Annotated in this window: 9 protein-coding genes and 1 rRNA gene; 6 read left to right on the top strand and 4 right to left on the bottom strand. The window is 58.8% G+C overall.

What is annotated here, in order from left to right; translation table 11 throughout:
• Window positions 1-96 precede the first annotated feature (96 nt).
• Window positions 97-435, top strand: coding sequence for a tryptophan synthase subunit beta (locus AC1ROI_RS33350; protein ID WP_102594831.1), 339 nt, complete (start codon window positions 97-99; stop codon window positions 433-435).
• A 137-nt stretch (window positions 436-572) separates the two neighbouring features.
• On the opposite strand, the gene lapD is transcribed toward AC1ROI_RS33350, so the two are convergent.
• Both lapD and lapG read right to left on the bottom strand, forming a co-directional pair.
• Window positions 573-2,519 (bottom strand): cyclic di-GMP receptor LapD, encoded by a 1,947-nt coding sequence (gene lapD, locus AC1ROI_RS33345; protein ID WP_102594830.1) that lies wholly within the window; start codon window positions 2,517-2,519, stop codon window positions 573-575.
• A 14-nt stretch (window positions 2,520-2,533) separates the two neighbouring features.
• The gene (gene lapG, locus AC1ROI_RS33340) at window positions 2,534-3,226 is read right to left on the bottom strand and encodes a cysteine protease LapG (RefSeq protein ID WP_010464935.1); all 693 of its coding nucleotides are present in this window, start codon (window positions 3,224-3,226) and stop codon (window positions 2,534-2,536) included.
• Between the two features lie 220 nt (window positions 3,227-3,446).
• Here lapG and AC1ROI_RS33335 point away from each other — a divergent pair, with 220 nt between their 5' ends.
• From AC1ROI_RS33335 to AC1ROI_RS33315, 5 genes are all read left to right on the top strand, one after another.
• Window positions 3,447-4,157, top strand: a complete 711-nt coding sequence (locus AC1ROI_RS33335; protein ID WP_102594829.1) for a GntR family transcriptional regulator — start codon at window positions 3,447-3,449, stop codon at window positions 4,155-4,157.
• A gap of 697 nt (window positions 4,158-4,854) precedes the next feature.
• A complete protein-coding gene (locus tag AC1ROI_RS33330) occupies window positions 4,855-5,631 on the top strand; it encodes a DUF3050 domain-containing protein (protein ID WP_077750431.1) in 777 nt (258 codons plus the stop codon).
• Window positions 5,628-6,557 (top strand): diiron oxygenase, encoded by a 930-nt coding sequence (locus AC1ROI_RS33325; RefSeq protein ID WP_102594828.1) that lies wholly within the window; start codon window positions 5,628-5,630, stop codon window positions 6,555-6,557. The genes AC1ROI_RS33330 and AC1ROI_RS33325 overlap by 4 nt, the downstream gene beginning before the upstream one ends.
• Before the next feature lie 13 nt (window positions 6,558-6,570).
• Entirely contained in the window at window positions 6,571-9,981 is a 3,411-nt protein-coding gene (locus AC1ROI_RS33320) for a non-ribosomal peptide synthetase (RefSeq protein ID WP_102594827.1), read from the top strand.
• Between the two features lie 27 nt (window positions 9,982-10,008).
• Window positions 10,009-10,476, top strand: coding sequence for an SRPBCC family protein (locus tag AC1ROI_RS33315; RefSeq protein ID WP_102594826.1), 468 nt, complete (start codon window positions 10,009-10,011; stop codon window positions 10,474-10,476).
• Between the two features lie 126 nt (window positions 10,477-10,602).
• On the opposite strand, the gene AC1ROI_RS33310 is transcribed toward AC1ROI_RS33315, so the two are convergent.
• Both AC1ROI_RS33310 and rrf read right to left on the bottom strand, forming a co-directional pair.
• Entirely contained in the window at window positions 10,603-12,483 is a 1,881-nt protein-coding gene (locus AC1ROI_RS33310; RefSeq protein ID WP_102594825.1) for a methyl-accepting chemotaxis protein, read from the bottom strand.
• A gap of 344 nt (window positions 12,484-12,827) precedes the next feature.
• Window positions 12,828-12,902: ribosomal RNA gene (gene rrf, locus AC1ROI_RS33305) — 5S ribosomal RNA — on the bottom strand; the annotation flags it as partial.

Here is a 12,902-nt window from a genome sequence, read left to right as displayed (position 1 = left end):
CCCCCGGTGACGATTTCGTCGCCGCACCGCATACTCGTGCCCAGTTGGCCTATGCTGCTGACAGCATGACGCTGGTTCATTTCTGAGGGATGCTCAATGTTCTACGTGCAACGAGATGCGCAAGGTCAGTTAGTGCGCGTGGAAGCCGCGGCCTACGCCGAAGCCACGGAAACGCTGCCGGCCGACAACCATGAAATCCAGGCTTGGTACGCCAACGAAGCTGTAGAAAAAAGCCTCAAGCAGCTAAAGACGAGCGACCAGGAAATGATCCGGGTACTCGACGACTTGATCCAGGTGCTGACCAGCAAAGGCGTTATCCGCGTCACCGACCTGCCGGCCGCCGCCCAGGCCAAGCTGATGGACCGGACCCAGGCGCGTGAGGCGTTGGGTGGTTTGAGTCACTTGATTGATGATGATGAGACAGGGTTGATTTAAACCTCAGCCTTCGACGTCGGCTGTGCTGACGCCTTCGCGGGCAAGCCTCGCTCCTACAGGTTTACGCCAACGCACGACCTTGTAGGAGCGAGGCTTGCCCGCGAAGACGAACTCCCAGACGACCAAATCCTAAAGCATCACTGCCAAGGCTTCGGCTCACCAAACAACTGCCCCTGAACCCCATACAACCCCATCTCCCGAATCACCGACAACTCCCCTTCGGTCTCCACCCGCTCGGCAATCAACGGCAGATCAATGCTATGTGCCGCTCGCTGAATCGCCTCGATGAACAGGCGCTTGTCGCTTTCCTGATCAATCGCGCGGATGTAACTGCCGTCGATCTTCAGGTATGCCAACCCCAACCGCGCCAGGTTGCCGATCATGCTGAAGCGCCCGCCAAACCGTTGCAGGCTCAACGAGAACCCAAGCTCACGCAGGCGCCGTGTCAGTTCTTCCAGCATCGCTTGCTCGGGCAGTTGTTCCTCGCCGATTTCCAGGGTCAGCCGCGGTCCGAGATCGGAGTGGGCACGCAAAATCTCGAAGACTTTATTCAGCGCCTGCGGATCGGCCAACGTCGCCGAAGACAGGTTCAGCGCCAGCGATTCTTCATGCTCGGCCATCTGCTCAAGCACCAACTCCAACATCAGCCGATCCAGGCGCGCGGTCCAGCCAAAGCGCTCCAGCCACGGCAGGAAGCGTCCAGCGGGAATGGTCTGGCCCTCGTCGCCGATCAACCGCGACAGCACCTTGTAATGCAGCACCACTTGCGTGTCCTGGCTGGCCACCACCGGTTGGAAATACAACTTAAACCGCTGCTGATTCAGCGCCTGGTCCAGCAATGTATGCCAGGCGTGATGGTCATCCCCGACGCTGGCCGAGGCGCTGTGATCGAGGCATGCCCAGCTCTGTTCGCCCTGGCCTTCAGCCTGAGCCAGCGCCTGGTCGCCCAAACCCAACACCGCTTGGGGCGAGTCGCCATGAACAAACGGCGCCAGACCGATCGACGCGACCGAGGCCACATCCGTGGCACCGGTCGCATGCAGGCTGGCCAAGGCGCTGTCCAGATTCTGCGCCAGTTGCAGCGCTTCTTCGCGCACCAGCCCCGGCGCCAGCACGGCAAACTCACCGCCACGGATCCGGGTGACGAGGTTCTGTGTTTCCGGGTACTTGGCGCACTCGCGGGACAGTTGCTCGCCCACGGCCTGCAATAATTGGTCGGTGCGCTGACCGCCCAGACGCTGGTTCAAACCGGCCAGGTCCTTGACCCGCAACAGCAGCAGATAACCCGAACTCGCCTGCTCCGGATTGCTCACCCGGGCGTTCAACTGCATCTCGAAATAACGACGGTTGGCCAGGCCCGTGAGGTTGTCCTGGTAGGACTCGACCCGTAGTTTTTCACTGCGCTCGGCCTGTTCCTGAAACAGCGCCTTGAGCTTCTCGACCATCTGATTCATGGCCTGCACCACTCGGCGCAGTTCCGGTGTGCGCGGCAGTTCCGGCAGGCTGAGGAATTCGCGGCGAGCAATGGCGTGGGATTGCTTGACCATGTAATCCAGCGGCTTCAGTTGTCGACGCAGCAACAGCGCGCCCAATACCGCGCTCACCGCACCGCAAATCAGCAACCAGCCGAGGCTGCCCAACGCGCTCTGCCAAAGCTTGGCCAAGGCGAACATCGGATGGCTGACCACCTCGACCCGCGCCGCCTGTTCCCAGCCACGGCTGACCAGCGCATCGCCGCCGGCCGGTTCCAGGCCGATCATTTTGACGAACCAGTCCGGCACGTTGTTCACCGCTGGAATGCCGCTGCGCTCGACGATGGTCTGGTCAGTCTTGAGGTCGACCACGCGGATGCTCGCGTAATAGCCGCTGTCGAAGATCGAACTGACCAGCAGCTCAACCATCGCCGGGTCGTCGATGTTCGGCGTCAGGGACAGCGCCAATGCCGTCGCGGCGTCCTGGGCGTGGGAGCGCAACTGGTTGACGTACTGGGTCCGCGAGCTTTCCAGGCTGACCATGAAGCTGCCGGTGAAGGCGACCACCAGGAACAGACAGATAGCGATCAACAGCTGTTTGAACAAAGACATCTGAGCGCGTGCTCCTAGTTAGTCGTTTCGACCGGAAAACCTTCGGCCTGCATTTTCTTCAACACGTCCTGCCAGCGAGACAGGCGTTTGGTATCTCCGACCTTTTTGTTGCCCTTGGCGCCCGGCAACCACAACCCTTCGGCATTGAAAGAGTAGACCGGCAGCAAGTCGGTTCGTTGGCTGGCCGGTTTTATTGCATCGATCAGGCTGTCGAGCACCAGCGGCATGGCCTCGGGGCTCGAATAGTAAGTCAGCACCATGTGCGCCCGGTTCAGGCGCAACGCCTTGACGTAGGTAATGCGCAGCTTGTCACTGGAAACGCCGAGATGGCGCAGGCTGAAGTACTTGGCGATCGCATAGTCTTCGCAGTCGCCGGCGCCCTTCCACAGGGCTTCGATGGGTGTTTCCCAATAATCGACCTCATGCCAAAGGTCGATGTCCTCAACGTAACGCACCTGCTTGTTGAAAAACTGGTTGACCACATTGAGCTGTTCCAGCTCGCTGGCCTGCTTCTGCGTGGCCAGCAGATGCTGCCAGGCATCGATGCGCGGCTTCCCGTCACCCAATGGCCCATACAAGGCCTGCGCCTTGCGGCTGATCAGCGAAAAATCCCAATCGGCATGCAGCCCGCCCAGCATGGCGCCAGCCAGCAGCAACGCGCAGCACAGCCAGCGCAAAGTCCGAGGGATCGCGAAACGTACCGCCAATGCGAGGCATCCAGGTCAGGCAGGTGAAATTCGGTTGATGGTGCAGGTTAGCCCGTTAAAAGACAATGGCACGGTGCAATCACTGGCAACGCGCTAGACTTTGAATGGTAGGTGACATGAAACGTCGCGGGCTGCGGTCTTTTGTCCGTTTGACAAGCTGCATGGCAGTCACTAGTGTCCATTTGGATCCAAATATTTCAGCCAATCAGGGTGCGTAGTTGTGACACAGAAGCCCAACCCCCTCAGCAGTATCAAGGTCAACGGGCCGATTCCCGCTCACTTGGCACGCTCGGTGATCGAAGAAACCCTGCGATCGGCCATTCTAGACGGGCGCATTCCCTGCGGCACCGCGTTGCGCCAGCAAGATTTGGCCGACCTGTTCGGCGTCAGCCGCATGCCGGTGCGTGAAGCCTTGCGCCAACTTGAAGCCCAGGCGCTGCTGAACGTTATCGCCCATAAAGGCGCGGTGGTTGCACCGCTGGTCCAGGGCGATGCCGTCGAAACGTATGCATTGCGGATTCTGTTGGAATCCGAGGCGCTGCGTTTGTCGATTCCCTTGTTGGAAAAGGAAGACGTCGAGCGGGCAGCCAAGCATATCGACGACCTGGAAATGGAGCACGATTACAGCGAAATCGGCCGCCTCAATCGGCTCTTCCACATGGCGCTTTATTGCAAGGCCCCTAACCAGCGGCTATTGCGGCTGGTCGAGGACGGGTTGAACGAAGAAGAGCGCTTTCTGCGCTTTAATCTGGAAGCCATGGGCTTGGGCAAGTTGTCCCAGGAAGACCACCGAGCGCTGTTGCTGGCCGCCGAAGACCGCAATGTCGAGCTTGCGGTCGAGCTGCTCGAGCATCACCTCAATCGCGGTGTCGAGGTCATCACGCGCTACCTCAACAGCCCCGAAGCGCTTAACAAGAAAACCCCCAGGTAACTCCCGGCGCCAAGCCTGGGCGCGCAGTTCGAACTGCGCGCCGCGCTTGCTGTGAATAATCTACTTACACATCCCCGCTTCAGCCACCGCACGCCCCCTCCCCAAGCCTGCCTTCGGTTCACCTCCCTCAGGTTCCATCAATACGCCAGCAAAGATGACGGCCGGGCGATAGCAGCCGCCGTGATTTACGCTCACTCTTGGGCTGCCAACGAATAATGAACGGGCGACGCGCCGCCATGGCGGCACAGTCCTCGCACCAAGAACCTACGGAAGGAGTCTTGTCACGGGAAAGGAAGCACCGGCGTCAATCCCAGCCAACTTCCACCCCCTTGAAGCATTCAACGGAACAACTTTGAAAGTTGCTTTGAGTGAGGCATTCACTCTTCATTTGAATTTTGACGATACTTCGCCGAAAGGAGCAACTACGCCCAAATAAAACTGATACTTATAGTTTTATTAGAACTTGTCGCGCTCAAGAAAGTTAAACTTTCAAATAATACAAAAATAACTTGCTCGATACTTTATTCGTGTATTAGTTTTTCTCCGCCGCCAGCAAACACGGCACCCAAACGACTGTATCGCACTTAATGAGATCAATTTAGTTGAGGCATTCGCTCGCCAACAAAAACGTTAGACGACCGTCACTTATTGATCACAACACCCTTAACGGCACTTCAGATCACTTATAGGCTCGCTCATGAAAACGAATAAAGACCGACTCAACCAGAAGAAAGCAGAACTTAGTGCACACCCGATCTTTTCTGAAATACATTCGCTGTCGGTACTTCAACGGTTCATGGAAACCCATGTCTTTGCGGTGTGGGATTTCATGTCGCTGACCAAACGCCTGCAACAGGAGCTGACCTGCGTCCAACTGCCCTGGTTGCCGCCGCGAGATCCGCAGGCCGCGCGTCTTATCAATGAGATTGTGCTGGGTGAAGAGTCCGATGATCGCCCGGCCCAAGGTCATTACAGTCATTTCGAGTTGTACCTGGATGCGATGCGCGAAGTCGGTGCCAGCACGGCGGCCGTGGAACGCTTCGTGGCGTTGCAACAAGAAGGCGTGAGTTACGACGTGGCGCTGCAAAGCGTTGATGTCGATCCGGCGGCTGCGCAGTTTGTACGGCACACCTTGCACACCGCGCTGCATGCGCCGGGACATAGCGTTGCCGCAGCGTTTTTGCACGGTCGTGAGAGCGTTATTCCGCAGATGTTCCAACGGATTCTCGACGACTGGGGTATCGGCATCGAGCAGGCGCCCACCTTCCGCTACTACCTGGAGCGGCACATCGAAGTCGACTCCGAGGACCACGGCCCCGCCGCTGAAAAACTCCTCGCCCGGCTGGTCGACGGCGATCCGCAACGCGAAGCGGACGTCTACGCCAGCGCCATTGCCGCCGTGGAAAGTCGCATTGCCTTGTGGGACGGCCTGCGCCTGAGCATGAGCGAACCGGTTGCGGAGGTGAACGCATGAACGCCGCCGACTACCAATCCTTCGCCGACGCCTGGGAAAGTCGCGCGACCATCCGCACCCGCCCGCGGCGCGTGCTGGAAAACGACGGCAAGCTGATCTATCCGTTGAGCCGCCAACCATTGGTGCTGAGCGAGACCTTCCTGCGCGAATGCCCGGAACAACGGGACTTCGCGCTGGTGCAGACGCTCTACAAATTCATCAACGACGTGGTGATTTTCGAAACCGAGATCGTCGACAAGACCGCCCGCAGCATCGCCAAAAATCGCTTCGCCGTGGCGTTCCCGTTTGCCTGTCGCTATGACGCGATGACTGTGGTGGTGGACGAGGATTACCACGCGCTGGTGGCCATGGACTTCATGCAGCAGACCGTCGCCATGACCGGCATTACGCCAATCCAGCTGCCGGATGAAATCGAACTGAGCCGGGCGATCCCGGCGGCCGTGGCCCTCGCACCAGAGCATCTGCGCAGCGCGGTAGAACTGATCTGCGTGGCCATCGCCGAGAACACCGTAACTGGCGATGTCGCGGCGTTCGCCAAGGACGACACGGTCAAGCAGTCGATCAAGGGCCTGATGGCCGATCACTTGCTCGACGAGGGCCGCCATTCCGGGTTCTGGTCGCGGATGGTGCGTATTTACTGGCACACCGCGAGCGAAGACGACCGCCAGCTCATCGCGCAAATCCTGCCAGTGTTCATCGGCCATTACCTGACCAACGACATCCAGAAGTCCTTCGATTTCCGCTTGATCGAAGCCTTGCAGATCAGCGACACGGCACGCCAGGCACTCAAGAACGAGATCTCGGGGCTGGCCTTCCCGATCAATCGTCATCACCCACTGGTCGCCAACATCGTGCGGTTTTTCCGCAGCAGTTCGCTGCTGGATTCGTCGTGCGTGCAAGACACCCTCAGCGACTACCTGGTTTAACGAGGAGAACATCATGAGACGTCTCGACATTCTGCTCATTGGGCAAAGCCAGGCCTTGACCGACCTGGCGCTGGAACTTGAACAACAGGGTCATTCGCTGGTGCGGCTCGATGCGTTTGAGGAGGCGCCGTCGTTTGATCTGCTGATTGACGACGCCAGCCAGGCGTTTTCAGTCCCGAGTGATGCGCCGCATCTGACACTGCAACTGGGAATTGGCGTGCCAAACGTCACCGGTCTACCGTCGATTGACCTGCTGTGCATGCAGGGATCAACGTTGTTCACGCGCGTGCCGATTGCCGATGAACCTAGCGGAAACGGCCAGGCCTTGCGCCTGCGAGCGGTGGCGGAACTGGTGGATCACGTCTCACTGCTGGTCAGCCGATTCTCCCGGGACGCCGAGTATTTTCTCTGCGCTGAACCGGCTGCGGCAGCCCATTTTGAACAGATGGACAATCTGCTGTTTTTAGAACGCCTGGCGTTCGTTCATCAACTCAACAACACCGCTCAACCGTGGCTGCAAGAACTCGCCCGGATCCCGATGATCGAGCGTCTGCAACAACGCTTCATCGAGTCCGCCGAACGACCTGCGCTGAACATCGACGGCACATCGCTGAGTTATCGGCAATTACACGCCCAGAGCCGTGCGATCCAGCAGCGTTTGCTGCCGTTGCTGGCTGAGCATCAAGGGCCTTTAGTGGTCGGGATCTGCCTGCCGAAATGCAGTGCGTTGTATGCAGGGATCCTGGCGATTCTGGGCAGCGGCGCGGTGTACTTACCGCTGGAGCCGAGCCATCCACTGCAACGTCAGCAGTACATCCTTTCGAATGCAGGAGCGGTGTTGTTGCTGCATAACGGCCAGCATCCCCTCGCCGATGAAATGCCGGGGCTGGACATCAGTCGCATCGACTTCGCTGACGTCGCCCTCGGTCAACCCTTGATGCGCCAGCGCCCCGCTCTCGACGCGCCCTGCATGGCGCTCTATACCTCGGGCACCACCGGGCATCCCAAAGGCGTGCTGCTCAGCCAGGCTAACCTCGCGCACTTCACCGCGTGGTATGCCGACTATGTGCAGCTGACCGAACACAGTCGGGCCTTGCAGTTTTCGTCGTTGAGTTTCGACTCGTCGCTGATCGATATTTTCCCGACCCTGCTTCAGGGCGCCGAACTGATCGTGCCGAACGACGACCAGCGTCGCGATCCGTTGCAACTGGTCGAGCTGATTCGCCATCAACGCCTCAGCCATGCATTTTTACCGCCAGCACTGTTGAGCATTCTGCCGCTGGATCAGCTGCAGGTCCTGGATCATGTAATGACCGGCGGCGATGTCTGCGAACCCTACGTTATCGAGCAGCTCACCCGTCAGGGCAATCTCTACAACCTCTATGGCCCGACCGAAGCCACGGTGCTGATTACCGCGCGCCAACTGCGCGCTGGCGACAGCAACCGCACCCTCGGGTCGCCGATTGCCAACAGCCAGGTGCTGATTCTCGATGAGGCTTTTCAGCCGGTGGCCGAGCAGGTCGTCGGTGAGTTGTACATTGTCGGGCCGGGGGTGTGCCTGGGTTATCTAAACAACCCGCAGCAGACTGCCGAACGTTACCTGGACATGAACTTGCCAGACGGCCAGCGCCTGCGCGCCTACCGTACCGGCGATATGGCGAAATGGACCGGCGACGGTATCGAGCTGTGTGGACGGCGGGACAATCAGGTGAAAATCCGCGGCTTTCGCGTCGAGCCGGAAGAGATCGAACGCTGCCTGCGCGACAGTCAGTTGTACCGCCAGGTGGCGGTGGTCATCGACAGCCAACGGCGGATTCTGGCGTTCCTCGCACAACCTCAGGAGAACCAAACGGGCGCCGCGCGCGAAGCCTTGAAGGCTCATGCGATGCAGTTTTTGCCGGACTACATGCAACCCATCGCCTGGACTGAACTGCCGAGCATGCCGTTCGCCAGTAACGGCAAAGTCGACCGCAAAGCGCTGCTGGCGATGCCGGTGAATGTTGCCGAAAACACGACACGGCTCTTGCCCGCCAGCGCCGATGAAGCGCTGTTGCTGGAGATCTGGGCTGAGCTGCTGGAGTTGCCGGCCAGCGATATTTCGACCGACGAAAGTTTCTTCAATCTGGGCGGCCACTCGATTCTGTTGTCACGGATGTTGCTGCGATTACGTGAAGAATTCGGCCGCAGCATCTCGATCAATCGCTTCATTGAATTGCCGACTATTGCGAAGCTGGCGACATTGGTGCGCGGCTCCGGCACCGAGGAAGTCCTGAGCGCGCAAGCACTGGCGGATGCCTTCCGCGAGCTGGATATTCAGCCGCTGCCCATCAGCCGTATGGGCGATGTGCACAAGGTGATCGTCACCGGCGCAAACAGTTTTGTCGGTGTGCACATCGTCGAAGCGTTGCTGGCGTGGGGCGTCACTGAAGTGGCCTGCCTGGTGCGCGATGGCGGTGGGCAATCGGCGGCTGAGCGCTTCGCTCATGCGTTGCGGGAAAACCGTCTGGAGCACCTGGACCTGAGTCGGGTGCAGGTTTACGCGGCAGACATCACTCGCCCGGCGTTGGGGCTTGATGCGCACGTTTACGAGCGCCTCGATCGAGAGTTCGGCGCGCTGGTGCACAACGCCGCCAACGTCAATCACGTGCTCGATTACGAGTCGCTGGCGCGGGACAACGTCGAGCCGATTTTCGAATGCCTTCGGCTGTGCGAGGGGCGCAGCAAGAAGATCTTCAATTTTGTCTCCACGCTGTCGGCGTCCAGCACGATTGCCGACGATGGCCGAGTGCTGGAATTACCCGCAGCGCAGACACCGCCGATCTACATCAAGAACGGCTACAACCTGTCCAAGTGGGTCGGCGAACGGATCCTCGAACGAGCGCGTGAACGTGGGGTGCGGGTCAATCTTTATCGCCCCGGCAACATCAGCTTCAACAGCCTCTCCGGCGTCTGTCAGCCGCACAAAAACCGCTTGATGCTGATGCTCAAGGGCTCGATCCAGCTCGGCCAGGTGCCGGAGTTTTCGCTGAATTTCGACCTGATGCCGGTGGACTTTCTCGCTCGCTTCATTGGCTTCCATGCCAGCCGTTATTCATCTGAAAAAGCGGTGTTCAACCTGCACAACCCCGAGCCCCTGAGTTGGGACGATTACGTCGCGTCATTCCGTGAGGCGGGCCGGGAGTTCTCCATGGTCAGCGTCGCCGACTGGCAACAGCAACTAGGTCGGGTCGACAGCGACAACGCGCTGTTCGGCGTACTCGGTTTCTACCTCAACGGCTTCGAGGAAGACATCGGCGACATCTCGATGATCGGCCACGACAACGCCCAGGCCGGCGTTCGGCAGATGGGCGCGCACTACCCGGAAAAATCACCCGCACTGCTGCGTCGCGGTTGCGACTACCTCAAAGAAATCAATTTCATCTGATTCATTCAAACCCAATGGAGCAAGACCATGAACAATCTGCAACCCGATACCCTGATCAAAAACCCGCAAGGCTGCCACGTCGTGTCCTCGGTGGAGGTGCCGGCGGATGCCGCGCAGGTCTGGGCGGTGGTCGGCAACTTTGCCGGCTTCGATCAATTCATTCCGGCGCTGTCGCACATCGAGATGACGGGCGAAGGCGTGTCGTCGCTGCGCAAGAAATTTTTCAAGGACGGCAACCTGGTGGTCGAGCAACTCAACTCCCGGGATGACCAGGCGTTGAACATCACGTGGACGACCATTTACAACACGCTGGGCGTGGCCAATTTGTGGGCGGCGATGAGTGTTGAACCGCTGGGTGCGGACACGTCACGGGCGACCTGGACGATCATTGCCGAACCGGCGCAGGGAGGTGCTGAGGCGTTGCCGGGGTTCAAGGATTTCGTGCAGGGGTTTGCGGATGACGCGATGAATAATGTGTTGAAGCTGTTTGTGTAGAGCTTTGGTTCAGCGGTGACTTTTCTACCGCTTTCGCGGGCAAGCCTCGCTTCTACAGGGTTTTCCATGCCCTGTAGGAGCGAGGCTTGCCCGCGAAGAACGATAACGCAGTAGAACTGACCCGAATCAGATCTTGAAGCTATCGACCAATTGCTTCAACCGGTTCGCCTGCAACGACAACGCATCACAATCCTTCAACGTTTCATTGAGGTTCGCCACGCTCTGCTGGTTCAACAAGTTGATCTGGTTGACGTCGACATTGAGGGTTTCCACTACCGCCGTCTGCTCTTCGGTCGCCGCGGCCACCGACTGGTTCATGCCGTCGATTTCGCCGATGCGCTGCGTCACGCTGACCAATCGCAGGCCCGCCTGATTCGCCACTTCGACACTCTCTTCACTGGAGACCTGACTGGCATTCATGGTCGTCACTGCTTCGCGAGAACCGATCTGCAGCGAGGTGATCATCTTGTGGATCTCTTCCGCCGACTCCTGTGTGCGATGCGCCAGGTTGCGCACTTCGTCCGCCACGACCGCAAAACCACGACCGGCTTCACCGGCACGCGCCGCTTCGATGGCGGCGTTGAGCGCCAGCAAGTTGGTCTGCTGGGAGATGCCTTTGATCACATCCAGAATGTGCCCGATGTTGTCAGTGCTGGCGTTCAGGGTTTCGATCTGGGTGCAGGACAGGCTGATTTTCTGCGACAACTCAGTCATGGCCAGGATGGTTTTCTCTACTACCTGACGACCATCATCCGCCTGCTCGCTTGCACCGCTTGCATGCTGCGAAGCATCGGCAGCATTGCGGGCGATTTCCTGGGTGGCGGCACCCAATTGGTTGATGGCGGCAGCCACGCTGTTGGTGCGCGCGCTTTGCTCATCGGAGCCGACGATCGAAGCGTTGGACGATGCCATTACGCGCTGCGACAAATCGTGGACCTGGCGGGTCGCCGAGGACACTTCGGAAATCGATGCGTGAATCCGCTCCACGAACTGGTTGAACGAACCACCCAACTCGCCGAACTCATCTTTGCTTTCCACGGCCAGACGACGGGTCAGGTCGCCCTCGCCCTGGGCGATGTCCTGCATCGCGCGGCCCATGGTGGTCAGCGGACGCATCAGCACGTTGATCAGCAGGCTCAACAGCACGGCAATCACACTGACGGCGATGAACATTGCAATCAACGCCGAAGTGCGGAATTGACTCAGTGGTGCGTAGGCCTTGTCCTTGTCGATCGACAGACCGATGTACCACTCGGCATTCGGCAAACCGCTCACCGGGGTGAACGAGAGGATGCGGTCCTGCTTGTTCAGGGTGACGTCCTGATTGCCCTTGTCGATGCGCACGCCAGAGTTTGGATAAATGTCCTTCAGGTTTTTCATCACCTGGTCTTTGTCTGGGCTGACGATCACCTGACCGTCGGCACTGACCAGGAACGCGTGGCCGATGCCACCGAAGTCCACCGAGTTGATGATCTTTACCAGGGTCTCCAGGCTCAGATCACCGCCGACCACGCCGAGCAATTCGCCGTTCTTTTTCACCGGCATGGCGATGGTCACCACCAACCCACCGACGGCGGCCATGTACGGCGGCGTCAGCATGGTCTTATCGGCAGCCACGGCTTGTTTGTACCAGGGACGCTGACGCGGATCGTAACCGTCCGGCATCTTCGCGTCAGGGCGTTGGGTGAACACGCCGTTGGCCTGGCCGACGTAAGTGAACTGGAAGTTCGAGGTGAGGGCCGGTTGATCAACCAGTCCGGGAAGGTCCGCATTGGCGCCTTGATGAGCGACGTTCTGGGCAAGGTTTTCCAGCACCAGCACACGGCCGCTCATCCAGTTCTGCACGCTGCTGGCGGTCAGATCGCCAGCTTGCTGGACGGAGGACTCGAGGTTTTGCCGGATGGTGTTTCGCTGCAGATAGTCGTTGTACAAAGTGAACAACGCAAAAGCCAGCACCACGACGCCAGAGGCGGCCAGAAGGATTTTATGGCTGAACTTGAGATTCATTTCATGGGACTTCTTATGCAAAAAGTGGGGATGCGTTCCAGGTGCAACATTCCATGTAACAGCGCAGGCGGCATTCTTCGGTCGCGCTACTTTGGTGCACGCATGTCTCACTAGTCTTTCGGCACTAGTCGGAGAAATCTTAGGGGTTTGTATGAAATGACCGACATTCCCGCCGAACGGCGTTCTAGAGCCGTTGGAGCTCGATGCGCTTATTGGACATCAACACTGGGCAAGGGTGTGGCGCAGAAGTGACATGACTCGCGGGGGATAATGACCTGACGTTTTTAGGAGCCAAAACGACAAAACCCCTGTCTGCGTTAGCAGACAGGGGTTTCGGAATTCAATCTTGACGATGACCTACTCTCACATGGGGAAACCCCACACTACCATCGGCGATGCATCGTTTCACTGCTGAGTTC

The sequence above is a fragment of the Pseudomonas sp. GW823-FHT02C02 genome (assembly GCF_058797635.1).
This window is presented reverse-complemented; position numbering and strand designations above follow the sequence as displayed.